The organism is Jannaschia sp. 2305UL9-9 (genome assembly GCF_041403465.1).
Taxonomy (GTDB): domain Bacteria; phylum Pseudomonadota; class Alphaproteobacteria; order Rhodobacterales; family Rhodobacteraceae; genus Jannaschia.
Genome location: NZ_JBGEHM010000005.1, coordinates 26202 through 51947, shown reverse-complemented (window position 1 = coordinate 51947; position 25746 = coordinate 26202). Strand labels below are relative to the sequence as shown.

Annotated in this window: 25 protein-coding genes and 1 tRNA gene; 15 read left to right on the top strand and 11 right to left on the bottom strand. The window is 63.8% G+C overall.

The window, feature by feature from the left end; genetic code table 11:
• The first annotated feature begins 15 nt into the window (after positions 1-15).
• Genes V6N07_RS16315 through V6N07_RS16295 form a run of 5 tightly spaced genes read left to right on the top strand, consistent with a single transcriptional unit; the run spans position 16 to position 6207 of the window.
• Positions 16-1563 (top strand): NADH-quinone oxidoreductase subunit M, encoded by a 1548-nt coding sequence (locus V6N07_RS16315; RefSeq protein WP_371157720.1) that lies wholly within the window; start codon positions 16-18, stop codon positions 1561-1563.
• A gap of 11 nt (positions 1564-1574) precedes the next feature.
• Complete coding sequence (gene nuoN / locus V6N07_RS16310) at positions 1575-3011, top strand: NADH-quinone oxidoreductase subunit NuoN (protein ID WP_371157718.1); 1437 nt, start codon at positions 1575-1577, stop codon at positions 3009-3011.
• The gene (locus V6N07_RS16305; RefSeq protein WP_371157716.1) at positions 3012-3749 is read left to right on the top strand and encodes a biotin--[acetyl-CoA-carboxylase] ligase; all 738 of its coding nucleotides are present in this window, start codon (positions 3012-3014) and stop codon (positions 3747-3749) included.
• The gene (locus V6N07_RS16300) at positions 3746-4528 is read left to right on the top strand and encodes a type III pantothenate kinase (protein ID WP_371157714.1); all 783 of its coding nucleotides are present in this window, start codon (positions 3746-3748) and stop codon (positions 4526-4528) included. The genes V6N07_RS16305 and V6N07_RS16300 overlap by 4 nt, the downstream gene beginning before the upstream one ends.
• A 5-nt stretch (positions 4529-4533) precedes the next feature.
• Positions 4534-6207 (top strand): ribonuclease J, encoded by a 1674-nt coding sequence (locus tag V6N07_RS16295; protein ID WP_371157712.1) that lies wholly within the window; start codon positions 4534-4536, stop codon positions 6205-6207.
• 116 nt (positions 6208-6323) lie between these two features.
• Here V6N07_RS16295 and fdhF read toward each other — a convergent pair whose 3' ends face one another.
• From fdhF to V6N07_RS16270, 5 genes are all read right to left on the bottom strand, one after another.
• Complete coding sequence (gene fdhF, locus V6N07_RS16290; protein ID WP_371157710.1) at positions 6324-9101, bottom strand: formate dehydrogenase subunit alpha; 2778 nt, start codon at positions 9099-9101, stop codon at positions 6324-6326.
• A 130-nt stretch (positions 9102-9231) separates the two neighbouring features.
• Complete coding sequence (locus V6N07_RS16285; protein ID WP_371157708.1) at positions 9232-9969, bottom strand: SDR family NAD(P)-dependent oxidoreductase; 738 nt, start codon at positions 9967-9969, stop codon at positions 9232-9234.
• A gap of 3 nt (positions 9970-9972) precedes the next feature.
• A complete protein-coding gene (locus V6N07_RS16280; RefSeq protein WP_371157706.1) occupies positions 9973-11202 on the bottom strand; it encodes an MFS transporter in 1230 nt (409 codons plus the stop codon).
• A gap of 60 nt (positions 11203-11262) precedes the next feature.
• Entirely contained in the window at positions 11263-12024 is a 762-nt protein-coding gene (locus V6N07_RS16275; protein ID WP_371157960.1) for a DUF1365 domain-containing protein, read from the bottom strand.
• On the bottom strand, positions 12024-13322 hold the full coding sequence (locus V6N07_RS16270) for an NAD(P)/FAD-dependent oxidoreductase (RefSeq protein ID WP_371157704.1): 1299 nt from the start codon (positions 13320-13322) through the stop codon (positions 12024-12026). Before V6N07_RS16270 ends, V6N07_RS16275 begins: the two co-directional genes overlap by 1 nt.
• 240 nt (positions 13323-13562) lie before the next feature.
• On the opposite strand from V6N07_RS16270, the gene V6N07_RS16265 reads away from it, so the two are divergent.
• Genes V6N07_RS16265 through V6N07_RS16255 form a run of 3 tightly spaced genes read left to right on the top strand, consistent with a single transcriptional unit; the run spans position 13563 to position 15437 of the window.
• Complete coding sequence (locus V6N07_RS16265; RefSeq protein WP_371157702.1) at positions 13563-14138, top strand: sigma-70 family RNA polymerase sigma factor; 576 nt, start codon at positions 13563-13565, stop codon at positions 14136-14138.
• A gap of 22 nt (positions 14139-14160) precedes the next feature.
• Complete coding sequence (locus V6N07_RS16260; RefSeq protein ID WP_371157700.1) at positions 14161-14823, top strand: ChrR family anti-sigma-E factor; 663 nt, start codon at positions 14161-14163, stop codon at positions 14821-14823.
• Between the two features lie 11 nt (positions 14824-14834).
• Positions 14835-15437 (top strand): LysE family translocator, encoded by a 603-nt coding sequence (locus tag V6N07_RS16255; RefSeq protein WP_371157698.1) that lies wholly within the window; start codon positions 14835-14837, stop codon positions 15435-15437.
• A gap of 46 nt (positions 15438-15483) precedes the next feature.
• Here V6N07_RS16255 and V6N07_RS16250 read toward each other — a convergent pair whose 3' ends face one another.
• On the bottom strand, positions 15484-15939 hold the full coding sequence (locus tag V6N07_RS16250) for a CreA family protein (protein WP_371157696.1): 456 nt from the start codon (positions 15937-15939) through the stop codon (positions 15484-15486).
• A 107-nt stretch (positions 15940-16046) separates the two neighbouring features.
• Here V6N07_RS16250 and yghX point away from each other — a divergent pair, with 107 nt between their 5' ends.
• The 7 genes from yghX (at position 16047) to V6N07_RS16215 (ending at position 20601) form a co-directional block, all read left to right on the top strand.
• Positions 16047-16931, top strand: coding sequence for a YghX family hydrolase (gene yghX, locus V6N07_RS16245; RefSeq protein WP_371157694.1), 885 nt, complete (start codon positions 16047-16049; stop codon positions 16929-16931).
• Positions 16932-16937: 6 nt separating this feature from the next.
• Entirely contained in the window at positions 16938-17168 is a 231-nt protein-coding gene (locus tag V6N07_RS16240) for a hypothetical protein (protein WP_371157692.1), read from the top strand.
• A complete protein-coding gene (locus V6N07_RS16235) occupies positions 17168-17419 on the top strand; it encodes a hypothetical protein (protein WP_371157690.1) in 252 nt (83 codons plus the stop codon). Before V6N07_RS16240 ends, V6N07_RS16235 begins: the two co-directional genes overlap by 1 nt.
• Positions 17420-17451: 32 nt before the next feature.
• Positions 17452-18105, top strand: a complete 654-nt coding sequence (locus tag V6N07_RS16230) for an RluA family pseudouridine synthase (RefSeq protein ID WP_371157688.1) — start codon at positions 17452-17454, stop codon at positions 18103-18105.
• 157 nt (positions 18106-18262) lie between these two features.
• On the top strand, positions 18263-18916 hold the full coding sequence (locus V6N07_RS16225) for a peroxiredoxin (RefSeq protein ID WP_371157686.1): 654 nt from the start codon (positions 18263-18265) through the stop codon (positions 18914-18916).
• 133 nt (positions 18917-19049) lie between these two features.
• A complete protein-coding gene (locus tag V6N07_RS16220; protein WP_371157684.1) occupies positions 19050-20435 on the top strand; it encodes a sensor histidine kinase in 1386 nt (461 codons plus the stop codon).
• A gap of 89 nt (positions 20436-20524) precedes the next feature.
• Positions 20525-20601 (top strand) — tRNA-Arg (locus tag V6N07_RS16215).
• A 163-nt stretch (positions 20602-20764) separates the two neighbouring features.
• Here the strand turns inward: V6N07_RS16215 and V6N07_RS16210 are convergent.
• The 5 genes from V6N07_RS16210 to V6N07_RS16190 form a co-directional block, all read right to left on the bottom strand.
• Positions 20765-22255 carry a DEAD/DEAH box helicase gene (locus V6N07_RS16210; protein WP_371157682.1) on the bottom strand — a complete coding sequence of 497 codons (1491 nt, stop codon included), beginning with the start codon at positions 22253-22255 and terminating at the stop codon, positions 20765-20767.
• 204 nt (positions 22256-22459) lie between these two features.
• Positions 22460-22870 carry a hypothetical protein gene (locus tag V6N07_RS16205; protein ID WP_371157680.1) on the bottom strand — a complete coding sequence of 137 codons (411 nt, stop codon included), beginning with the start codon at positions 22868-22870 and terminating at the stop codon, positions 22460-22462.
• A 202-nt stretch (positions 22871-23072) separates the two neighbouring features.
• Positions 23073-23510, bottom strand: coding sequence for a hypothetical protein (locus tag V6N07_RS16200; protein ID WP_371157678.1), 438 nt, complete (start codon positions 23508-23510; stop codon positions 23073-23075).
• A 103-nt stretch (positions 23511-23613) separates the two neighbouring features.
• Positions 23614-23970 carry a hypothetical protein gene (locus tag V6N07_RS16195; protein ID WP_371157676.1) on the bottom strand — a complete coding sequence of 119 codons (357 nt, stop codon included), beginning with the start codon at positions 23968-23970 and terminating at the stop codon, positions 23614-23616.
• A gap of 41 nt (positions 23971-24011) precedes the next feature.
• Positions 24012-25634: a peptide chain release factor 3 gene (locus V6N07_RS16190; protein ID WP_371157674.1), complete on the bottom strand. Its 1623-nt coding sequence runs from the start codon at positions 25632-25634 to the stop codon at positions 24012-24014.
• Positions 25635-25746 lie beyond the last annotated feature (112 nt).

Below are 25746 nucleotides of genomic sequence, written 5' to 3'. Positions count from 1 at the left end.
AGCAGGAAGCAAGTCATGGATAACCTCCTCTCCATCGTAACGTTCACGCCGCTGATCGCAGCGCTGATCATGGCCGTCTTCCTGCGGGGCGAAGATGCCGCGGCGCAGCGGAACGCCAAATGGCTGGCGCTTGGTGCGACAAGCTTCACGTTCCTCGTGTCGATCTTCCTCCTGACGGGGTTCGATCCGCAGAACACCGGCTTTCAGTTCGTCGAAGAGCGTGAGTGGCTGTTGGGTCTGAAGTACAAGATGGGCGTCGACGGCATCTCGGTGCTGTTCGTGATGCTGACCACCTTCCTGATGCCCCTCGTCATCGCCTCCTGTTGGGATGTGACGCATCGGGTGAAGGACTACATGGTCGCCCTGCTGATTCTCGAGACACTGATGATCGGCGTGTTCAGCGCCCTTGACCTGATCCTCTTCTACGTCTTCTTCGAGGCCGGCCTGATCCCGATGTTCCTGATCATCGGCATCTGGGGGGGCGCGAACCGCATCTACGCGTCGTTCAAGTTCTTCCTGTACACCCTGATCGGATCGGTCCTGATGCTGGTCGCCATGATCGCCATGTATCTTGATGCGGGCACCACCGACATTCCGACGCTGCTGACGCACCAGTTCAGCTATGCGCCTCTGAACGTGCTGGGCATGAACGTGGTCGGCGGGGCGCAGACCTTGATGTGGCTTGCGTTCTTCGCGTCCTTCGCGGTCAAGATGCCGATGTGGCCGGTGCACACCTGGTTGCCCGATGCGCACGTGCAGGCTCCGACCGCCGGGTCGGTCGTGCTGGCCGCGATCCTGCTGAAGATGGGCGGCTACGGTTTTCTTCGGTTCAGCCTGCCGATGTTCCCGGTCGGGTCCGAAATCCTCGGACCGCTGGTCCTCTGGCTGTCTGCCATTGCCATTGTCTACGCCTCGCTCGTGGCCTTGATGCAGGACGACATGAAAAAGCTGATCGCCTATTCGTCGGTCGCGCACATGGGTTTTGTTACCATGGGCATCTTCGCCGCCAACCAGCAGGGGGTGGATGGCGCCATCTTCCAGATGATCAGCCACGGCTTCATCTCGGGCGCGTTGTTCCTGTGTGTCGGCGTCGTCTATGATCGGATGCACACCCGCGAGATCGACGCCTATGGCGGTCTCGTGAACCGCATGCCGGCTTATGCCCTGATCTTCATGCTGTTCACGATGGCGAACGTCGGCCTGCCGGGCACCTCGGGCTTCGTCGGCGAATTCCTGACGCTGATGGGCGTGTTCCAGGTGAACACCTGGGTGGCGCTGGTGGCCTGTACCGGGGTCATCTTCTCGGCGGGATATGCGCTGTGGCTGTATCGCCGGGTCGTGTTCGGCGACCTGATCAAGGAAAGCCTGCGGTCGATCACCGACATGACGACCCGCGAGAAGGCGATCTTCGCCCCGCTGGTGTTCTTCACCATCCTGCTGGGTGTCTATCCTTCGCTTTTGACCGATATCATCGGCCCGTCCGTCGCGGCGCTGGTCGAGAATTATGACGTCGCCACTGCTGATCTCGTGCTCGGGCACGCGGTCGCAGATGCCGGCCACTGAGGGGAACGGGAATGCTTGCTTCCGACCTGACCATCATCCTGCCTGAAATCCTGCTGGCAGTATACGCGCTGGCGGCCCTGATGGGGGCGGTCTACACCTCCAAGGATGCGCTCGCCGGGCCGCTCGTCTGGCTGACGGCCGCGGTTCTGACGCTGATGGCGTTCTGGATCGGTGTCACCGATGCGCCCGGTGCAGGGTTCGACGGCATGATCGTCAAGGATGGCTTCTCCAAGTTCGCGCAGGTCACGATCCTGCTGTCGGCGGCCGTCGTGCTGGTGATGGGACAGGACTACATGGCCCGCACCGGCCTTCTGAAATTCGAGTACCCGGTCCTGATCACCCTGTCGGTCATCGGCATGATGGTGATGGTCTCGGCCGGCAATCTGCTGACCATCTACATGGGGTTGGAGTTGCAGTCGCTGTCGCTCTACGTCGTTGCCTCGATGCGCCGCGACCACCTGAAATCGACCGAGGCGGGCCTGAAATACTTCGTGCTGGGCGCCCTGTCTTCCGGTCTGCTGCTATACGGCATCTCCCTGACCTATGGTTACACGGGAACCACCGACTTCGGCGGCGTGATTGTCGCTGCATCGACGGGTGATATCCCGCTCGGGCTGCTGTTCGGCCTGGTCTTCATGATTTCGGGGCTTGCGTTCAAGGTGTCGGCGGCGCCCTTCCACATGTGGACGCCAGACGTCTACGAAGGCTCCCCGACGCCGGTCACCGCCTTCTTCGCGACGGCTCCGAAGGTTGCTGCGATGGGCATGTTTGCCCGTGTCGTTCACGATGCCTTCGGCGGCGTCGTCGGCGACTGGCAGCAGATCGTCGCCCTTCTGTCGGTCCTGTCGATGTTCGTCGGGGCCATCGCGGCGATCGGTCAGCGGGATATCAAGCGCCTGATGGCCTATTCCTCGATCGCGCACATGGGATATGCCCTAATGGGACTGGCCGCCGGGACGGCCGTCGGCGTCGAGGCGATGCTGCTCTACATGGCGATCTACGTCGTGATGAACATCGGCACGTTTGCGTTCATCCTGTCGATGTCCCGCGATGGTGTCGAGGTGACGGATATCCAGTCGCTCAACGACTTGTCCAAGTCCCATCCGGGCAAGGCCCTGTCGCTGTTGGTCTTGATGTTCAGCCTTGCAGGCATTCCGCCGATGCTCGGCTTCTTCGCGAAACTGGCCGTGCTTCAGGCGGCGGTGGATGCCGGTCTGGTCTGGCTGGCCGTTCTTGGCGTGATCGCCTCGGTCATCGGGGCCTTCTACTATCTGCGGATCGTTTACTACATGTACTTCGGCAAGACCGATGCACCTGTCGACGGGGCAATGCCAATGGTGCAGATGGCCGCCCTGACCCTGTCCGCCGCGATCATGGTATTGGGGATCATCAACCTCTTCGGCCTCGAAGGTATTGCCGCGGCGGCGGCTGTGACGCTGGTGAACTGAGTGGCAGGCTGGCCTGACGGGGTCGAAAAGGTCGTCCTGACATCCATCGACAGCACGTCAGCCGAGGCTGCACGCCGTGCGCCGGACGCCGCGACCTGGTTTTTGGGCCTCGCGCAGACGGCCGCCCGTGGCCGCCGTGGCAGGCCGTGGGCGATGCCTGCCGGTAATTTCGCGGCCTCCCTGGCCTGGCGCCCGCACGGCACGCCTGCGGATTTTGCGCTGCGCAGTTTCGTGGCATCGCTGGCCTTGCACGATGCGCTGACCGCGATCGGCGTCGCGGATGTCGCCCTGAAATGGCCGAACGATGTTCTTCTGAAGGGGGACAAGCTGGCCGGGATCCTCTTGGAGAGTCCGACGCCCGGCCTTCTGATCCTTGGCGTTGGTATCAATTTGATCGCCGCCCCCGATGTGCACGACGTCGAGGCCGGGGCCCTGCGTCCAATCTCACTGCTCGATGGTGCCGGCATCCGCGTCACACCATCCGCCATGCTGGACACCTTCGCATCGGCATTTGCCATGCGCGAGGCGCAGATGCAGCAGGATGGGTTCGCACCCATCCGGTCCGCATGGCTGGCGCAGGCCGCAGGTATCGGGCGGGCCATTACCGTCAAGCTGCCGTCGGAAACGCTGCAAGGCACGTTCGATGACGTCGATCCGCTGGGTCACCTCGTACTGGGCACGTCTTCCGGACAGCGCACCATCCCTGCGGGCGATGTCTTTTTCGGAACGGCAGCATGATGACACCCTCCCACCTGCTGACCATCGACTGCGGCAATACCAACACGGTCTTTGCGATCTGGAACGGGACGGAATTCGTCGCAAGCTGGCGTTGCGCCACGCAGCATCAGCGCACGTCAGACGAATACTACACGTGGCTGCGCACGTTGATGGACCTGCACAACATCAACGTGACGATCACGGATGTCATCATCTCGAGCACCGTGCCACGCGTCGTCTTCAACCTGCGCGTGCTTTGTGATCGGTATTTCGACACCCGGCCCCTTGTGGTCGGCAAGGCGGGGTGCCACCTGCCGGTAGAGCCGCGCGTGGACGCGGGCACGACCGTCGGGCCCGACCGTCTTGTGAATACGGCCGCGGGTTTTGATCGCCATGGGGGCGACCTGATCGTTGTGGACTTCGGAACCGCGACGACATTCGACGTTGTCGCATCGGACGGGGCCTACGTGGGCGGTGTCATTGCGCCGGGCGTGAACCTGTCACTCGAGGCGCTGCACATGGCCGCAGCCGCCTTGCCGCATGTTGACATCACGCAACCGCAGCGTGTTGTCGGAACCAACACTGTCGCCTGCATGCAGTCAGGCGTCTTCTGGGGCTATGTCGGCCTCATCAAGGAAATAACGGCCCGCATCCGGGCCGAACGGAACCGACCGATGAAGGTCATATCCACCGGCGGGCTGGCGCCGCTCTTCAGCCAGGCGGAGGCGTTGTTCGATGCCTTCGAGGACGATCTTACGATGCACGGTCTGACCGTCATCCACGCATTCAACAAGGAATAACACGAATGGCACGCGACAGACTGATCTACCTCCCCTTGGGTGGGGCGGGCGAAATCGGCATGAATGCCTATGTCTACGGCTACGGCCCCGAGGGGAAGGAACGCCTGATCCTCGTCGATCTGGGGATCGCCTTTCCCGACATGGACACGACGCCGGGCGTCGACATCATCCTTCCGGACATCGGATGGCTGATGGACAAGCTGGACCGGATCGAAGGGGTGTTCATCACCCACGGGCATGAAGATCACGTCGGTGGCGTCGGTCATCTGTTCCCACGCCTGAAGCAGACGATCCACGCACGGAAGTTCACCGCGAACCTCGCGCGTCGCAAGCTGCAGGAGAAGGGGCAGGACCCGAAGAAGGTCATCACGGCCGAACCGTATCCCGCCATGATCGATGCCGGGCCGTTCAAGGTCGGGTTTCTGCCGGTATCGCATTCCATCCCGGAATCGAACGCCCTGGTGATCGATACGCCGGCGGGCCGCATCATCCATACCGGTGACTTCAAGATCGATCGGTCGCCTGTCGTCGGCGAGGCCTTCGATGATGCGCTCTGGGCCGAGGCGGCAAAGGACGGCGTGCGCGCCCTTGTCTGCGACTCCACCAACGTGTTCAGCAAGAGCCCCGGACGGTCCGAGGCCGAGGTGAAGCCGAACCTCGTCCCCCTGGTACAGGGCGCCACGGGCATGTTCGTCGCGACGACCTTTGCGTCCAACGTTGCGCGATTGAAGTCGCTGGCCGATGCGGGTGTTGCCGCCGGACGGTCCATCTGCCTGATGGGGCGCGCAATGCGTCGCATGACCGAGGCCGCGATGGAGGAGGGGATCCTGACGGATTTCCCCAAGACCATCTCGCCCGAGGATGCGGCCAGCCTGCCGCGTGAAAACCTGATGCTGATCGTCACGGGTTCGCAGGGCGAAAGGCGCGCCGCCTCGGCACAGCTGTCGCGGGGCAAGTACTTCGGGATGGAGCTGAAGGAGGGTGACACCTTCCTGTTCTCGTCCAAGACGATTCCGGGCAACGAGAAGGACGTGGCCCGCATCATGAACAACCTGTCCGAGATGGGTGTCGATGTCGTCACCGACGATGACGGGCTCTACCACGTTTCGGGGCACGCCAACCGCCCGGATCTGGAGACCGTGCATCAGATCACCGACCCGCAGGTCGTGATCCCCATGCACGGCGAACATCGCCATCTGCGGGAACATGCGAAACTGGCCAATACCCTCGGACGAAAGGGGGTCGTCGCGCCCAACGGCACCATGCTGGAATTGTCGGGCAATGCGCCCAAGGTCGTCGATCATGTCGAGACCGGGCGCACCTATCTGGATGGCTCCGCACTCGTGGGTCAGTTCGACGGCGTCGTGCGGGATCGTATCCGGATGGCCCTGAACGGGCATGCCGTCGTCGCGGTCATGGTCGATGACGATGACGAGATCCTCGAGGATACCTGGGTCGATCTGCGCGGTCTGCCGGATGTGGCCGGAAACGGGGCGTCCCTTGCCGACATGATGGAGGATCATCTGGCCAGCCAACTGGCCCGCGTCGATACCCGCACGGCAGGTGACGATGAAAAGCTGGAGGCCCTGATCGTGAAGGGCGTTCGCAAGATCGCACAGGACGAAGTGGGCAAGCGGCCGGAGGTTACCGTCCTGATCACGCGCCTCGCGGCCGAATAGGCGACTGGTTATCGCATATCATCGGGTTCGGACACCAATGTCCGCCCGGTAACAAGTGCCGAGTCGGTCATGATTGGGAGGAGGACGCCCCCGCGTCTTCCTCTTTTTCGTTGCGGCTATTCGGCGGCGACCGTCTCGGCCGCCTCGACCTTGACGGCCGAGAACTTGAACTCAGGGATCTTGCCGAAGGGGTCCAATGCCGGATTGGTCAGAAGGTTTGCCGCCGCCTCGACGAAGGCGAACGGCAGGAAGACCATGTCCGGGGCCACGGCGCGGTCTGCACGGGCCATCAAGGTGACGCTGCCCCTGCGGGTCGACAGGCGGACCCATCCCCCGGGCGGCACGCCCAAGCGGCGCAGCGTGCCGGGGTGGAGCGAGCAATTCGCCTCCGGCTCTACCGCGTCGAGGACGGCAGACCGGCGCGTCATGGACCCCGTGTGCCAATGTTCCAGCTGACGCCCCGTGGTCAGGATCATGGGATATTCCGCATCCGGGGTCTCATCCGGGGGGATGACATTCGCGGGGGTGAACCGGGCGCGGCCCCCGTCGCGCGGAAAGCTGTCGGCAAACACGATCGGTTGACCCGGGTCGTCGGCCGACAGGGAGGGGTAGGTCACCGCGCCTTCGTCCTGCAACCGCTGCCATGTGATGTTGTCCAGCGACGGCATCACCTGCGTCATTTCCGCAAACACCTGCGAGGGGTGATCATAGGTCCATGACATCCCGCAGCGCCGGGCAAGTTCGGTCACGATCCACCAGTCCTCGCGCGCGTCGCCCGGCGGTGGCACGGCGGGGCGGCCCATCTGGACCTGTCGGTTCGTATTGGTCACGGTTCCGGTCTTTTCCGCGAAGGCCGAGGCCGGCAGGATCACATCCGCGAAATTCGCCGTTTCGGTCAGGAAGATGTCCTGCACGACAAGATGGTCCAGCTTGGCCAGGGCATCGCGCGCATGGGCCACGTCCGGGTCCGACATCGCGGGGTTCTCGCCCAGGATATACATCGCCTTGATCGTATCGGCATGAACCGCGTCGAGGATCTCGGTCACAGTCAGGCCCTTTTCATCGAGGATCTGCCCGCCGAAGCCGCCGTCATCCCCCCAGATGCCTGCATATTTCTGGCGGACATCTTCCGACAGGACACTGGCGTAGTCGGGCAGGAACATCGGGATCAGGCCCGCGTCCGACGCGCCTTGCACGTTGTTCTGGCCGCGCAGGGGGTGCAGGCCCGCACCGGGCCGCCCGATCTGTCCCGTCATCAGCGCCAGCGAGATGAGGCAGCGCGAATTGTCGGTCCCGTGGATATGCTGCGAAATGCCCATGCCCCAGAAGATCATCGCCGATTTCGCCCCGGCGAAGGTGCGCGCCACGGCGCGGACCTCATCCGCCGGAATCCCCGTCAGGTCGGCCATCTTTTCCGGCGCGAAGCCCCTGAGATGCGCCTGCTCGGCCTCCCAGTTTTCGGTCATCGCCTCGATGTACTGCCGGTCGACGAGTTCCTCGTCGGCGATGACATGCATGATGGAATTCAGCAGCGCGACATCCGCCCCCGGCCGAAATTGCAGCATGTGGGCCGCGTGCCGTTTCAAGGCCTGTCCGCGCGGGTCCATCACGATCAGTTTGCCGCCCCGTTTCGCGAACTGCTTGAAGTAGGTCGCCGCGACGGGGTGGTTTTCGACGGGGTTGGCACCGATCACGATGGCGACGTCCGCGTTCTCGATCTCGTTGAACGTGGCGGTCACGGCACCGGAGCCGACGTTCTCCAACAGGGCAGCAACCGAGGACGCATGGCACAGGCGGGTGCAGTGGTCGACGTTGTTGTGCCCGAAACCCTGTCGGATGAACTTCTGGAAAAGGTAGGCTTCCTCGTTGGAGCACTTGGCACTGCCAAAGCCCGCCACCTCGCGGCCGCGCCCCTTCAGGCCACCTGCGGCGACGTCCAGCGCCTCTTCCCACGTGGCCTCGCGAAAGACCTCGGACCAATTGGCGGGGTCGACGTTCAACCCCTTGGGGGGGGCATCCTCGCGCCGGATGAGCGGTGCCGTCAGGCGGTGGGGGTGGTGGATGTAGTCGAAGCCGAAGCGCCCCTTCACGCATAGGCGCCCTTCGTTTGCGGGACCGTTGATGCCATCGACCTTGACGACCCTGTCGCCCTTGACCTTCAGCGACACCTGACAGCCGACACCGCAGAAGGGACAGATGCTTTCGACGGCACGATCGAAATCCTTGCTGTCCCCGGTCTGATCGGCAGCGACCATCGTGGCGGGCATCAGGGCGCCGGTAGGGCAGGCCTGAACGCATTCGCCGCAGGCCACGCAGGTCGACGCGCCCATGGGGTCGTCGAAATCGAAGACAGGATAGGCATCGTGGCCCCGCCCGGCCATCCCGATGACGTCGTTGACCTGCACCTCGCGGCAGGCGCGGACGCACAGGCCGCATTGGATACAGGCATCGAGGTTGACGCGCATGGCGACATGGCTGTCATCCAGAAGGGGAATGCGCCCTGCATCCAGCGTGGGCAGACGGCTTTCCGTGACACCAACCTCGGCGGCCATGTCCCATAGATGCGATGATCGGTCATGCGCGGCGTCCTGCTCCGGCTGATCGGCCAGTAGCATTTCGATGACCATCTTGCGGGCGGACCTTGCGCGGGCGCTATCGGTCGTGACGACCATGCCTTCCGCAGGCTCCCGGATGCAGGACGCGGCAAGGCCCCGCTCTCCCTCGATCTCGACCATGCAGGCACGGCAGTTGCCGTCGGGGCGATAGCCGGGGGACGGTTTGTGACAAAGGTGCGGAATCACGAGGCCGCGCCCATTCGCAACCTCCCAGATGGTGTCGCCGGGGCGGGCCTCGACGGTTTCGCCGTCCAAGGTAAAGCGGATCGTCTCGGCCATGGTGTCCCCCTGTCTGTCCATGACAGCCTAGGGGCTTGGCCGGTTTGCGGAAAGACCGCGGGCGACACGGGGGCTCGGGGAAACGACCCTGCCTGTTTCCGATTGGCCACGAACCGGCCGTGGCGGTCGCCTACTTGCGTGCCATCAGCCCATACCAGAGACCGTCCGGCAGGAACTGTCCCCCCCGGAAAAGCCAGGAGAACAGCATCGGGAAGCTTTTCTTGAAGGTGCCGCCGTTCATCAGTTCGAACATCTCCTGCGCGGCCTCTTCGGGTTCCATCAGGAACGGCATGTCGAAATCGTTCTTGTCGGTCAGACGCGTCTTGATGAACCCGGGATTCGCGACCTGAACCTCGACCCCGGTATGGCGCAGGTCGGCGTGCATCCCCTCGGCCAGCCACATCACGCCCGCTTTCGATGCACCGTATCCGGTGGCACCGGGCAGACCGCGAAAGCCGGACAACGATCCGGTCAGGACGATGTGTCCGGCATCGCGGGCCACCATGTCCCTGATGACGGACCCGACGACCCGTGCACATCCGGTGAAGTTGACATCGCACATCGCCTCGACCTGATCGGCATCCCAGTCCTGCGCCTTCTGCGGCCAGTAGACACCGGCCAGATAGACCATGCCATCGACGGGACCGACCGTGGCGGCGGCCTTGTCCACACTTTCGCGCGAAGACACATCCACCGGAACGACGGAGGCACGTCCCGAAAGGTCGTCGGCCAATATCTTCAGCTTGTCTTCGCTGCGCGCGCTGAGGATCACTTCGGCCCCGGCGGCAGAAATCTTGCGCGCAAGGGCGGCGCCCAAACCGTCAGATGCCCCCACGATCCAATAGCGTTTTCCCGTCCAGTTGCGCATCGTCTACTCCTGCAAGTCTTGCCGTGCGCCAATCAAAAGGATCAGCGCCAATATCTTCAACCCCAATGGTAGCCCGGCATAGAGCAGGGTCAGCATGTTCAACGCGGCGGGGGCATTCTGCGTTCCGGGTACGAAGCCCGCCAGATCGAGGATCGGGAACAGCGCGATGGCGGCCATGGCAAGCGTTGCCTTGTTGACGAAGGACCACAGGCCGAACCCATCGGCCGCGCCCGGTGTGATCACCTGCAGCCGGCGCGCGAAGATCGCGGGCAACAGGGTAAGGTCCGCCCCGACCGCGGCCCCGGAGACGACGCAGATCATCGCAAAGGCCAACGTGTCCCCCGCACCAAGGGTCAGCGCCCAGCCGAAACTGACGATCGCGAGGATCATGCCCCCCATCAGGGCGGAATGTGCCCCCCAAGCCCGTGCGATACGGCCCCACACCGGGGCGGCGGCCGCCGCCGCGAGGAAAAAGACCAGCAGCAGGGGACCAGCCGCTTCGGGCGCGCCCAGACGGTCTTCGACGAAGAACAGGAAGAGGGTGGATGTCACGGCCACGGGCGTCGCATTCGCCAGCGCGATGATCAGCAGGCGACGGGCGGGGGCGTCCGACAGGACGGCGCGCAGGCCGCTGTCGCCCGGAACGGTGCCCCGACCGCTCCATTCCGGCATCATGGCCCAGAGCGCGACGCCCGTCAGAACGGTGAACAGGAGGGCATAGATCGTGAATGGCGCATGGGTTCCGGCCAGAATGGCGGGCAATGCGGCCGCAAGGCAGACCCCGCTGAGCGCACCCGTTTCGCGCCAGCTGGCAAGTCGTACGTGGCCGTCCCCCATGCTTGCCGCCTTGGCCACACCCTGTGCGTAGAAGCAGATCGTCAGGAACGAGAAGCTGCTGAACAGACCGCCAAGCGTCAGGGCAAACCACCAGACCGGGGGCAGCATCGGTTCGACCGCGAACAGGCCCACCATGGACAGGGCCATTAGCCCGCCCGCGATCCAGCACATCAGCGTTCTGTGCATGGCCGTCACGGCGGCGAGCCGACCCAGCATCGGGTCCTGTACCACGTCGATGGCGCGCAGCGCGAACAGCGCGACCGACAGTTGCGCCAGCGTGACGCCGTAACTGTCGACGTAGAACTTGGGCGCGTGGATATAGATCGGAAGGCCCGCAGCCGCCAGAACCGCCGCGAAAGCCGCGTGGCGTGGCAGGCCGCTGGTCCTACGCGCCATCGGCTGCGCGGCTGTCTGCCACGTTGGATCCGCGGGTGGCCCGCCGGGACCGGCGGCTGTTCATCGGCTGACCTCGGAGGCGGGCGGTTCCGGGCGAGACCGGAAAGTCGCACCTTTCCACCAGAGCTTGATGGCCTGCCAGTGGATCAGGGTCAGCACGCGGCGCGATCCAAAAGGCCGGCGCAGCATCGCACGCAGCAGGCCAGCGGATGTCAGCGGCATGCGCGGCCCGGTCAGTGTCGCCAGAAGGCGCCCCTTGGCGCTTTCGTAGGCAATCCAGACGCCGATGCGATCGGGCGCGATGTCGAAGCGGAAGGAATAGGTCCCCTCGACCGGCTGAAAGGGCGAGACATGGAAAATCTTCTTCGCCGTCAGCGTCATCTCGCGCGTGATGGGCGCGAAATCATCGGCGTGGCAAAGGTAGCTGTGCCGGTCGCCAAAGGTGTTCGATACCTCCGCAATGACGACGCGCAGCCTGTCGTCCATATCGTGACACAACCAGAAGCTAACCGGGTTGAACACGTGGCCAAGGATGCGGGGTTGCGCTAGCAACAAAACGCGGCCCGGCGCCGCCTTGATCTGATGGTCCCGCAGGACATCGCGGACCCAGTCGATCCCACGCCCCGCGCCCTTCGGCCCGCCGTGATCGCTGTCGTGCAGCGAGACGAGGTTTGCCGAGTTTCGCGAGAACAGCCGGGGCAGGGCCGCCTTTTCCGCAGGCGCCAGAAGAACGTAATCGATGCCATATCGAAAACCGTTCTTCACGCCCTCTCCGTCGCGGCCGTGAAACGTCCATGCCGGGACATGTTGCGGCAGCGGCATCATTCCGCGGCAACCGGAACGGTGCCACGCCTCTGCATGGCTTCGACGACGTCGAGCGCGCTGCGAAAGCCATCCTCGTGAAAGCCGTTGTGCATCCAGGCACCGCAGAACCATGTATTCCGCGCTCCGTTGATGCCACGCAATTGTTCGACGGCACCCATCATCGACAGGTCGTAGACCGGGTGACGAAAGGCGACCTGATCATAGATCGCCTCGTCGCGCGGTTGCGTCTGCGGGTTGAGAGACACGAACAGGGGGTCATCCATCGGGATCGGCTGCAACCTGTTCATCCAGTAGGTCAGGCCCAGCTTGTCGGGTGATCTGCCCTCGGGCTCGGCGTAGTTCCACGAGGCCCAGACCTTGCGGCGTCGAGGCATGAGGCGCGCGTCCGCATGGGTCACCGCGTGATTGTCCTGATACCTTATGCGGGACAGAAGACGCGCCTCATCCTGCGACGCATCCGACAACATCGCCAGACTGTCGTCAGAATGGGTCGCAAGGACGACATCGTCGAACGCTTCCCATTCGCCACCATCCAGCAGAACCTCGGGGCCTGATCCGGACCGGCGAATGCCGCGCACCGGTGCACCCAGACGGATGTCGACGCCGACGCGCGTCAGGCTGGCCTGCAACCTGCTGACATAGGCCGTCGATCCGCCCTCGACCGTGTACCACGTATGCTGACCTGAGGCGGACAACAGGTGATGGTTCGCGAAGAAGCGCACCATTGCAGCGGCCGGAAAGGCCATCACGTCCTGTGACGGTGTCGACCAGATCGCCCCCGATATCGGGCCCAGGTACCAATCGCGGAACGATTGTCCCAAGCCCATGTCATCGAGGAAATCGCCAAGCGACAGGGTCGTGTCCCGCGCGCTGTCGGCGGCCTTGGCGTTCCACTTGAGGATATCGCGCACCATCCGCAGGAAACGCGGGTTCGCGAGATTGCGCCGCTGGGCGAACACCGTGTCGATGGTCTGCGTGCTGTATTCCAGCGCGCCGCCACGGAAAGAGGCGGCAAAGGACATGTCGGACAGGGCGATCGGCACGTCGAGGTCTTCGAACAGCTGCAACAGGTTGGGATAGTTCACCTTGTTGAATACGATGAACCCGGTGTCGACGGGTTGATCCCCCCGTTTGCCGGCCAGGATGGTGCGCGCGTGCCCGCCAAGGCGCGGGGCGGCCTCGATCAGGGTGACGGCATGGGTGCGGGACAGGACATGGGCCGCGGCCATGCCGCTGATGCCGCCGCCGACCACCGCGATGCGGCGCGGGCAGGGCGTTGTCGTTTCGAATGGCAAGGATCAGGGTATCCGTATCGGGGCAGGTTCGTAGTGGTTACGGCCTGTGCCTAGCAGCAGATCACATTGCCGTCGCGTCCCATGATACTTTTCGACCTGCGACATCCTTCCTTCGGTGATCCAATGCGGAAGGCGGGCCGTAGTATCTGTCAGTTGGACATGAGCGTCCTATTTCGAGTAATACGGGTCACGTTGCCGGCGCTATTCCGCACCGCCATCGACCTCGCATCGGAGAGACGTTTGACGTTCGACACCAAAGACGAGGCGTACTGGACATCCCTGCTTGTCGCCGTGGGCACAGATCGTGACCGCGCCGCATTCGAGCAGCTGTTCCGGCAATACGGTCCTCGGGTGAAGGCTTTTTTGATCCGGACCGGGCTGACCCCCGGCACGGCGGAGGATTGCATGCAGGACGTCATGGTCACGCTTTGGCGCAAGGCCCACATGTATGACCCGACGCGCGCCACCGTGGCGACGTGGCTGTTCACGATTGCCCGGAACCGCAAGATCGACCTGATCCGCAAGATCCGGCGTCCCGAGCCGGAGGATCTGCCATGGGGCCCGCAGGCGGAACCGGAACAATCCGAGGTATTGGCCCTGCGCGACGACAGCAGGCGGCTGGCCGAAGCGGTGGCCGTTCTGCCGGAAAAGCAGCGCGATCTGATAGAGAAGGCTTTCTTCGGCGATCTGACGCACAGCGAGATCGCCGCCCAGACCGGTCTGCCGCTGGGAACGATAAAATCACGCATCCGTCTCGCGATAGATCGGCTGCGACATGCAATGGACACCGATCTGCAGGGCACGGCCCAACGGTGACGGAAATACTGAAGGTGCAGCGATGACGACCAATCATCCGATCAACGATGACCTGCTGATGGGCTACGCGGCCGGCCTGCTGCCGCAGGCCTACGACCTCATGGTCGCAACCGCCGTGTCACTGGATGACGACGCAAGGGCGCGTTTGTCCAGCTTCGAGGCGATGGGCGGATGCCTTCTGGAAGAGGTGGAGGTCGCGCCCCTGCGTGATGGGTGCTTCGACGAGATCATGGGCCGCATCGCGGGCACCGGGCGAGAGGACACCGTCCATACGGACGTAAAGACCCCCCGTGTCGATGCCGTTCTGCCGAAACCCCTGCGCGAGGTTCTCGGGGGCGATGTCGATGTGCTGCGTTGGCGCGGGGTTGGCATGGGCGTGCGACAGGTGATGATCGCCGGGGATGATGCCGACGAGGCGACGGCCCGTCTGCTGTCGATTCCCGCCGGGCAGGCGATGCCGGATCATGGCCACAGTGGCACGGAGATCACGCTCGTCCTGAAGGGGGCGTTCATCGACGGGCCTGACCGCTATGCCCGTGGCGACGTGGAGATTGCGGGTGACGACGTGGAGCACATGCCCGTCGCCGATCTGGGCGAGGATTGCATCTGCCTCGTGGTGACGGACGCGCCATTGCGCTTCAACGGCCTGATCCCGCGAATTGCGCAGAAGTTCCTGAACATCTGAGGCCACGCCGCATGAGCGTGGCCGACTGGCTGATCTTTGCATCTTTCTGGGCGCTGTTCGTGACGTCGCCCGGCCCGAACGCCGTGAACTGCATCCTGACGGCATGGTCCGTCGGGTTTCGCCCGGCGCTGTGGTGCGTGGTCGGAATCCTGTGTCAGGCGGCGCTGTTTCTCGTGCTATCGGCCAGCGGTGTCTCGGCGCTTTTGCTGGCGTCACCGGTGGCGTTCGATGCAATCCGCTTCGTCGGGGCCGCGGTGCTGATCGGCCTTGGCTTGCGAGCATGGAGGAGGGCGGGACACCCGCTGAACACGGACGCGCCGCCCGCCCGGGGCATCTGGCTGCGGGCATTCCTGATCGCCACGGTGAATGCCAAGTCGGTCGCAGGCTATCTTGCTGCCTTCACGCAGTTCGTCCGAACGGACGTGTCGATCTGGTCGCAGATGTCGGTGATCGCGCCCACGGCGCTGACCCTGACCGCGCTCAGCTATACGGGATGGTGCGCACTGGGGGCATGGCTGGGCAGGCGAGCCCTTGGACTTGTCGGCAGCATGCGGTTGCGCCGGGGTCTGGCGGTCTGTTTCATCGCCTATGGGGTGGCCTTGGCGTTCCTTTGACATCTGGTGCAAGGCCGGCATGGGGCAGGGGCACGCCCCCCACCGATCATTCCGCCAGAACGGCCCCGAACAGCGGAACGGTCGAGATCGACATCTTGGCCGAACCTTCGGTCAGCTCCTGCGCATGCACGAGGTAGATCAGCGTCTGGTTCGCCTCGTCGAAAATCCGCTTGATCCGCAGGGACTTTAGGATGATCGACCGGCTTTCCCGGAAAACCTGCTCTCCGTCTTCGGACATGTCGATATCGCCCACCTTGATCGGCCCGGTCTGACGGCAGGCAATGGAGGCGTTGGACGGATCCTCGAACCAGTTGCCCTGTGACAGCCGATCAATCAGCGAGCGGTCGAAATAGGCGATATGACAGGTGACGCCTTCGACCTTGGGATCCGCGATGGCGTCGATGATGATGTCATTGCCGACCCAGTCCACGCCCACTTCGCCAACCTGTTCGGCAGCGACGGGGGTGGCAAGGAGGGCGGCGGCGAGTGCGATGTGCTTCATCTTCTGACAATGCCCCAATTGGTATCCAAGTTCCATTTCCCTCTGCGTCAACCGCGCTAACTACGGGACAACATGCCGCAGGGCATGTCGAAACAGGAGAGTGCCGCATGACCCGCATGACTGCCAGGGACTTCGATCAGGATCTTCTCGATCTTTATGATTTCTACGCGCACGGCAAGATCACCAAGCGTGAATTCCTCGACCGTGCCGGAAAATGGGCCGTCGGTGGTGTGACCGCGCTTGCCCTTCTCAACACGCTCAGCCCGAACTACGCCCTGGCCCAGCAGATTGCCGAAGACGACGGCGACATCCTCGGCGAAGATATCACCTACGACAGTCCGAATGGTCACGGCAGAGTGAATGGCTATCTGGTCCGTCCGGTCGGGGTCGAAACGCCCGCCGCGGTTCTGGTGGTTCATGAGAACCGGGGCTTGAACCCCTATATCCGCGACGTCGCCCGCCGTGTGGCCAAGGCCGGCTTCATCGCGCTGGCGCCGGATGGCCTGACCTCGATGGGGGGCTATCCCGGCACGGATGACGAAGGCCGCGAGATGCAGCGTCAGGTCGATGGCGAAAAGCTGATGAACGACTTTTTCGCCGGGTACGAATATCTTGCTGCGATGGACGGCACGAACGGCAAGGTCGGGGCGACCGGCTTCTGCTATGGCGGTGGCGTCGTGAATGCCCTTGCGGTGGCCTATCCTGAACTGAACGCGGGCGTGCCCTTCTACGGACGGCAGGCCGCGGCCGAGGATGTGCCGCGGATCGAGACGCCGCTGTTGTTTCAGTATGCCGCGCTCGACGGCCGGATCAACGCGGGCTGGCCCGAGATGCAGAAGGCGCTGGAGGCGAACGACAAGGTCTATGAGGCCCTGATCTGGCCGGACGTGAACCACGGCTTCCACAATGACACGACGCCCCGTTACGACGCGGAAACCGCCGAGGCCGCGTGGGAGCGGACGATTGCGTGGTTCCGGGTCTATCTGGCGTGATGTTGCATGGCGGGCGCATCCTGTGCTGATCTGTCCGCCATGAAGGATTTCGGGCCCACGCGCGGCGAAACCCGCTTTTACCTGATCGCCTCTCTGGGTGGTCTGGTTCTGCTGGCCGGGGTTGTCGCGTTCCGCGGTGTCGGTGGTATCGCGGCCGTCGAGGTGGTGGGCATTGCCGGCGCGTTCTTTGGCGGCACGGCTGTCTGGGCAGCACGGCGCCTGAGAAGGATGCGTTGATGGTGGTGTTCCTCGCGGTGCAGGCGCTGGTCTTCGCGACCTGGGTGGTGATGACCCTTTCGGTTCTCTGGGCGGTGTTCCGGCGCGCGCAGGCCGGTGGGCCCTTGCCCGGGCCTGCGGCCCAGATTGCCGCCCTGCGAAGCTATCTTGCCGATCCTGCCACGCGGTCCCGTCGGCAGGTATGGCTGGGCCTGACGGTGCTGCTGCTGTGCCTGAGCTTCGTTTTCGCCATGGCGCTGACGCAGATCTAGCGTCCGCACGTTTGCCGGGGTAGGCGCAGGTCATGTCCGATGTTTCCACGCCATACGACCCGCCCGCCGGTCCGATCCCGACGATCTACCGCGATGATCACCTGCTGGTCGTGGACAAGCCGCATGGCCTTCTGTCGGTTCCGGGGCGGGGCGCGCATCTGGCCGACTGCCTGTTGTCGCGTTTGGCCGCCGACCACCCGGAGGTCCTGCTGTGCCACCGGCTTGATCGCGATACCTCCGGCATCATGATCTTCGCACTGACCAAGGAAGCGCAGCGCAAGACGGGGCGATTGTTCGAAACCAAGCGTGTCAAGAAACGCTATATCGCGCGGGTGGCGGGTTTGGTCGCAGAGCCGTCGGGCACCATCGACCTGCCACTGATCGTGGACTGGCCCAATCGCCCGCTTCAGCATGTGAACTTCGAAACCGGGAAACCGTCGGTGACCGACTGGCAGCGCATGGGCCACGAAGGGGATACGACAAGGATGCGTCTGATGCCGCGCACGGGGCGCAGTCATCAGTTGCGCGTACACATGCAATCCCTGGGGCATCCGATCCTCGGCGATCCGTTCTATTCCGTCGATCATGCCGACTGGCCCCGCATGATGTTGCACGCCGAGGGATTGAAATTCGAACATCCGATCGAAGGGCACATGATGCGGCTGGAGGCGCCCTGTCCGTTCTGATGTCGCGGCAAGGTCGGTCGTTCCGGCACGCGTCATCTGGCCATGGCCATGGTTTCGGGCACGATGAGATGCCCGCACCCTCGCGATGAACCCTTTTCCCTCGGCCTCACGCTCCTTAAGTTCCGTCACGACAGACTCAGAGCCACGGAGGCAACACATGGGCTTGCGAATCAATCAGGTCGTTCCCGACTTCACCGCGGATACCAGCGAGGGCCAGATCAGCTTTCATGACTGGATCGGCGACAGCTGGGCCATCCTGTTCAGCCATCCGAAGGATTTCACCCCCGTCTGCACGACCGAGTTCGGCGCCGTGGCGCAGCTTGCCCCCGAATGGGACAGGCGCGGCGTCAAGGTGATCGGCATTTCCGTCGACGATGCGGACAGCCACCGCAAATGGAAGGGCGACATCGCCACCTTCGCCAGTGCGGAGCCGACCTTTCCGATCATCGCGGACGAGGATCTGGCCATTTCCAAGGCCTATGACATGCTGCCGGAAGATGCCTACCTGCCCGACGGGCGGACGCCGAACGACACGGCGACGGTGCGGTCCGTCTATATCATCGGGCCCGACAAGCAGCTGAAGCTTTCGATGACCTATCCCATGAACGTCGGCCGCAACTTTGCCGAGATCCTGCGCGCGGTCGATGCCCTTCAGATGGCTGGCAAGCATGGTGTGGCCGCCCCCGCCAACTGGGAGCACGGCCGCGACGTGGTCATCCCGGCCACGGTGTCGGACGAGGATGCAAAGGCCAAGTTCGGCGCGTTCACGACCCATTTCCCCTATCTGCGCACCACGGCCGACCCGTCGTAATGCACCGCGCCCCCGAAGCCGTTCGGGGGCGCGCCCTCACCACAGATGCCGTTGTCGTGAGACGGCGGCCCGGGCCCCTGTCCCCAATGGCCATGAGCAGGCATAACGGTGCAAATCAATTCGCCGGGCCGCCATGCTGACATCCCTTTCCGGACGCTTCCTGATCCTGACCATCGTCTTCGTGATGCTGGCCGAGGTGCTGATCTTCCTGCCGTCGATTGCCCGCTATCGCGTCGAATTCCTGACCAACCGCATGGAGCGGGCGCAGATCGCCGCCCTCGCCCTGCTGGGCGCCGACGAGATGATCGACCCGCAGGTCGAGGCGGAGCTTCTGGAGAATGCCGGCGTTCTGAACGTCGTGCTGCGACGCGATACCATGCGGCAGCTTGTCCTGTCCTCGGACCTGCCCGGTCCGGTGACGCAAACGATCGATCTGCGCAATTCCGATCCATGGGTCCTGATCCGCGACGCGATGTTGCGGTTCACCAGCACGTCGCCTTCCGTCATTCGCGTCATAGCCGAGCCTGCCCGCGCCGGCGGTGTCCAGATCGAGGCGGCGATCGATACGCGTGACCTGCAGGCCGCGATGTTCGCCTACGGGATCAACATCCTCTGGCTGTCGCTGGTCATCTCGGTCATCACCTCGATCTTCCTGTTCCTTGCCGTCCGACGCCTGATGGTGGTTCCCATCAAGTCATTGGTCAGCCAGATGAACGCCTATGCCGCCGCGCCCGAAGATGCGCGCCGCGTCATAGAGCCGAAGTCCCGCATCAAGGAACTGCGCGAGGCGGAGCGGACGCTGCAATCCCTCGAAACCCAGCTGACGCAGTCGCTCCGCCAGAAGGAGCGGCTGGCCCAACTGGGCAGTGCCGTCGCCAAGATCAGTCATGACCTGCGCAACATCCTGACAACCGCGACCCTGCTGGGTGACCGGCTGGAAATGGTGGACGATCCGACGGTCAAACGTGTGGCCCCCAAACTGGTCGCATCGCTGACCCGTGCCGTGAACCTGACCGAGGGCACGATGGCCTTTGGCCGCGCCGAGGAGGCGCCGCCCGCCCTGCAACAGATCCCTGCACCCGATTTCCTGTCCGAGGTCTGCGAAGGTGAACAGCTGGCCGTCGACGCGGAGGCGGTAGCCATCCGGCACGAGGCGGACCCCCACATGATGCTGCGCGCCGACCCCGAGCAGTTGCACCGCGTCGTCGGCAACCTGATCCGCAATGCGCGCCAAGCCATCCAGGCGACCGGCCAACCCGGCGAGATCACCGTCCGCGCCTCGGAAGATGCCGACGGCTGGCATATCCGGATCTGCGACACGGGGCCGGGCCTTCCGCAACGGGCGCAGGATAACCTGTTCCAGGCCTTTCAGGGCAATGTGCGCAAAGGGGGCACGGGCCTCGGCCTCGTCATCGCGCGGGAGCTGGTGCAAGGGCATGGCGGGGATCTGACTCTCGAACGCACGGGCGAAGAGGGGTCCGTTTTCCTGATCTACCTGCCGCGTGAAGTGTCTGCGTAAGCGCAGGAAGATTTCTTTGTGTCGGCGGCAAAAAGGGCGGAAAACCCGCTTGCGCCCGCCCGCGTCGGGGTTTATCCGACCCGAGTAGTGCGCTGGTAGCTCAGTTGGATAGAGTACTTGACTACGAATCAAGGGGTCGGGGGTTCGAATCCTCCCCAGCGCGCCATATCCCTTACCTACATCGCAACGCCATCGGGCCGCCGTATATCCGTTTATGCGTGCGTTGGCTGTGCCCTTTGAGGGCGGCTTCCTGCAAGGAATGTTCGAATGAAAAAAGGCGCGGTGGATCTCTCCACCGCGCCTTTTTCATTATCCCTGATCGCAGAGGATCAGGCCGTTTCGGCACGCCGTTCGTCGAAGCTCATCTCGATGAAGCTGGGAACGTGATCGCCAAGGCCGACAACGCGCGGGCCGTTGTCATTGCGCCCGCGACCGCCACGCGACCGATCCCCACGCGTGCGCTTCTGCTCCTCGCGCGGCTCGGATGTGCGGGCTGCGGGCTTGGTCTCGGCCGGTGTCTCGGGGGCCGGGGTGGCGGCCGCCTCTTGAACAGGTTTTGCCTTGGACCGGCTCCGGGTGCGCGAAGAGGTGCGCTTTGGTTCTTCGGCGTTGTGCGCATCTTCCTTGGCGGCCTCGTCTCGCGGCGACTTGCCGGGTGGGGTCCACGGGTTTTCCCCACGCGGGATGTCCGCTTTCACGAGACTCTGGATAGCGTCGAGGTATTTTGCATCCGACGGCGTCGAAATCGTATAGGCCGTACCCAGCTTGCCCGCGCGCCCCGTGCGCCCGATCCGGTGAACATAATCTTCGGCATGGCTGGGCATGTCGAAATTGAACACATGGCTGACGTTCGGAATGTCGAGGCCACGGGCCGCCACATCCGAGGCCACCAGAAACTTGATCGACCCGTCCCGGAAACCGTCCAGCGTCCGGGTCCGGTGAGACTGTTCCAGATCGCCGTGGATCGGCTCGGCATTATAGCCATGCTTCTTCAGCGATTTGGCAACCACGTCGACCTCGGTCTTGCGGTTGCAGAAGATGATCGCGTTGCGCAGCGGGTTGTCGGATTGGGCGCTGTCACGCTCGATGATCGCGCGCAGGATCTCCCGCTTGTCCTTGGCGGCAAAGCTGCGGTTCCGCGGCTCATGCTCGATCAGAACCTGCGTGATCGTCTCGGAGGTGGAATTCTGACGCTCTACCTCGATCTTCTCGGGGTTCGACAGGAACTTGTTGGTGATACGCTCGATCTCCGGCGCCATCGTCGCGCTGAAGAACAGGGTCTGGCGCGTGAAGGGCGTCATCTCGAAGATGCGCTCGATATCGGGGATGAAGCCCATGTCCAGCATGCGGTCGGCTTCGTCCACGACCATGATCTCGACCCCGGTCAGCAACAGCTTGCCACGTTCGAAATGGTCGATCAGGCGCCCCGGCGTCGCGATCAGGACGTCGACACCGCGGTCGATCAGCTGATCCTGTTCCTTGAAGGACACGCCGCCGATCAGCAGGGCCTTCTTCAGGCGGCTGCCCTTGGCGTAATTGTCGAAATTCTCGGCAACCTGCGCGGCCAGTTCCCGGGTTGGTGCCAGAACGAGGGATCGTGGCATCCGGGCGCGTGCACGCCCCTTGGCCAGCATCGTGATCATCGGCAGCGTGAAGCTTGCCGTCTTGCCGGTGCCGGTCTGGGCAATGCCCAGAACGTCACGGCCAAGCAGGGCGGGTGGAATCGCACCGGCCTGGATGGGGGTAGGGGTTGTGTAACCGGTGGCCTCGATCGCTTTGAGAACTTTGGGATCGAGGTTGAGATCGGAAAAACTTGTCATATGCGTCCTGGTTGGAGCGGGGGGCCGAATTGCCCGTGGCTCGGGAATGTGGGACGCGGCCTTACTGTGCATCCCTCGGAAACGTCGGGCTTGAAGACTCCTGCAAGCGCGCATCGCCTAGCAAATGGGGCGTCGGCGGTCAACTTGCTGTCACCACGCCGCTGTTCTGGCAAGAAATGGCGCTTCGGTCTGCATCGGCGCCCCTTACGTCCGCGCGCTTGCGTGCAGCATCGGCGCATATCCCGCGCGCAGCACGTTCAGGGTGACCGGATTCGTCAACACGGTCACACGTCCGGTCGGACGGGGGCGAAGCGGGCCGTATCCCTCCGGCTGATAGACCCTCGCGCCGGAGCGGGTGATCAACAGGGTAAGCTGATCCGTTCGGCACATGGCGCCCGGGGGGAGGTTGCTTGCGTCGTCCTGATGGTGGCGCAGGTACCTTGCGCCGGGACAGGCGCGGGCCGAATGCAACTCGTGATCGGCATCCGAGGGGCCGGGCCACGCCCCGAATGCGTCGGTCCACGCGGCCTTGAACGCACCGTAATCGGCATGCCGGCATTGTCCGCAAGGCCGATGGCCGGCCGCCAAGGCAACCGCTTCGTCCAGGAAAAACAAGGCGGTCCAGCGGCTTGGTGGCATGATGGCCCGATGCCTGCCCCGGAAGGACAGGGCACAGCAAACCCAAGCCCGGTGTTTCCAGCGTGCGGGGCCGATGACCCCCTCACGATGCAGCACGCCGCGGTTTCCCGTCAGCGTACCACGTGCTTTTGTCGCCAGAAAATGACCGTCCGGTTGAACCCGGTTCGGATGGGGCCGATCAGAGATCGAGGAGGACAGCGTCGGTCATCACGACGGCCTGCATCGTGTCGGCATCCCGCACGAGGTGGAGCGCACCGCGCAGCGTGGCCTGCCGCGCCTCGTCCGTGGCGGGCAGCGGGTCGGCCAGCCGTACTTCGATGGCTGTGCCATGGTCGCCCGAACCGCAGAAGGGGCACTGGCCCGCATCCGATACCAGCATGAAATCACGGGTCTCCGCTTCCCAACCGACGGCGATCAGGTAGCCCGAGATCTGGAACTCATCGACGCCGCCCTCGATCTCGGCGGGGAATCGCTTGGTGACGGTCCAGCTTTCCGCGGTCTCGTGCTCCGTCACCTCGATCTGTCCCAGCAGGTGCCACGCCGGATCGACGTCGGCCATTGCGGGCGTTGCTGCCATCGGAAGGGCGGCAAAGGACAGGGCGGTTTTGCGGTGCATCGAGGCCTCCGTGAATGAAGTGAGCTTGGCGGACCATCTGAGGACGTCGCCCGTCTGTCAATCTCGTGGATCCGCCGTGGCAAGGTTTCGCCGCCTTAGCGGGTCAGTCCCCGGTATCCAGACGCGCTGCGAGGTCAGCGTCGTCTTGTGCCGCCTCTTCGATGCGCGATTTCATTCCCGGTTGCTCGCCAAGGTCGGCAAGGGCGTCGGCCAACAGGCCGTCGGAGTCCAGCGGAAGGCCCGCGCGAATCGCCGTGAACGCCAGATCGGGGTCGTTGGCGATCAGATGATCCATGACGGCGCCCGTCCATGCGTCCGGCGTATCGGTCGCCGCATCCTCCGTCCCCAAATACTGAACATAGCGCTCCATGAATCGGTCGAGGGGCAGATCGCCGGGCGGCAATGTGTCCGTGTCTGCCGGAAGCCCGAGGGCCGCGGCAACGGTGCTGCGAGGGATCATCGGGTTGAACCTTTCCATGCTGGCGATCGGCGAACGGGGCGTCAGACCATCATCTCTTTCGTGGCGCTCAGCACCACATCGGGATGATCCCGCTCGATCCTGTCGATGTCCCATTGCAAGCGGGTCAGGAACACCGGGTCGCCGTCGTTGTCATGGGCAATATGCTGCGGGTTCTTGGCAATGACACCATCGACGGCATCTTTCGCGCCGCTGATCCAGCGCGCCGACTTGAACTGTGAGGCGTCAAAGCGGACGGGCAGGCCGTATTCCAGCTCGATCCGACTGGCGAGCACCTCGAACTGCAATGCACCGACGACGCCGACGATGAAGCCGGACCCGATCGCGGGCTTGAAGACCTTGGCGGCCCCTTCTTCGGCGAATTGCATCAGCGCTTTCTCAAGGTGCTTTGCCTTCATCGGATCGCCCGCCCGCACGCCCTGCAACAGCTCCGGCGCGAAGGACGGGATGCCGGTAAAACGCAGCGCCTCGCCCTCGGTCAGGGCATCACCGATGCGCAACTGACCGTGGTTCGGGATGCCAATGATGTCGCCGGCCCAGGCTTCTTCGGCCAATTCGCGGTCGGCTGCGAGGAACAGGACGGGGTTCGAGATCGCCATCGGCTTCTTCGACCGCACGTGGGTGAGTTTCATGCCCCGTTCGAAATGGCCGGAAGCGAGGCGCACGAAGGCCACGCGGTCGCGGTGTTTGGGGTCCATGTTGGCCTGCACCTTGAACACGAAGCCGGTGACCTTCTTTTCGTCCGCGGAAACCTGGCGCGGCTCGGCACGTTGCGGCTGCGGCTCGGGCCCGAACTCGGCGATGCCGGCCATCAGTTCCTGCACGCCGAAGGAATTGATCGCGCTGCCGAACCAGATCGGAGTCAGCGAGCCTTCGAGGAAGGCCGCCGCATCCATCGGGGGCAAAAGCTCCCGTGCCATTTCAAGATCTTCGCGCAGCTTTGCCAAAAGGTCGGCGGGCACATGTTCGGCCAGTTTGGGGTCGTCCAGCCCGCTGATCTTGACGGTCTCGGCCACCTTGTTGCGGTCGGCCCGGTCCATCAGTTCCAGCCGGTCGTGCAGCACGTCGTAGCAGCCGATGAACTCCCGCCCGACGCCGATCGGCCAGGAGGCGGGGGTGACGTCGATGGCGAGATTCTCCTGAATCTCGTCGATGATCTCGAACGTATCGCGGCTTTCGCGGTCCATCTTGTTGCAGAACGTCAGAATCGGCAGATCCCGCATGCGGCAGACTTCGAACAGCTTCTGCGTCTGGCTTTCCACCCCCTTGGCCCCGTCAATCACCATCACCGCCGCGTCGACGGCCGTCAGGGTGCGATAGGTATCTTCGGAAAAATCGCTGTGGCCCGGCGTGTCCACCAGATTGAAGCGATAGTCGCGCGTTGTCGTGTGGAAGTCGAAGGACATCGCGGACGCAGAGACGGAAATGCCGCGGTCCTGCTCCATCTTCATGAAGTCGGACCGGGTTCGCCGTGCTTCGCCCTTGGCGCGCACCTGGCCGGCCATCTGAATGGCGCCACCGTACAGCAGAAACTTCTCGGTCAGGGTCGTCTTGCCCGCGTCCGGGTGGCTGATGATCGCAAATGTCCGGCGACGTCCGATTTCGGGCGGCAGGGCAGGGCGGTTCGAGGGGGGCATATCCAACATGGGGCGGATATAGGCGGCACGGGCGCGCGCCGCAATCACGCCTCTGTCGTTAACCGCTTGGTCAGGCCGATGTGTCAGCCTTGGTCTGCGATACGGTGGGGGTGCCCCATGC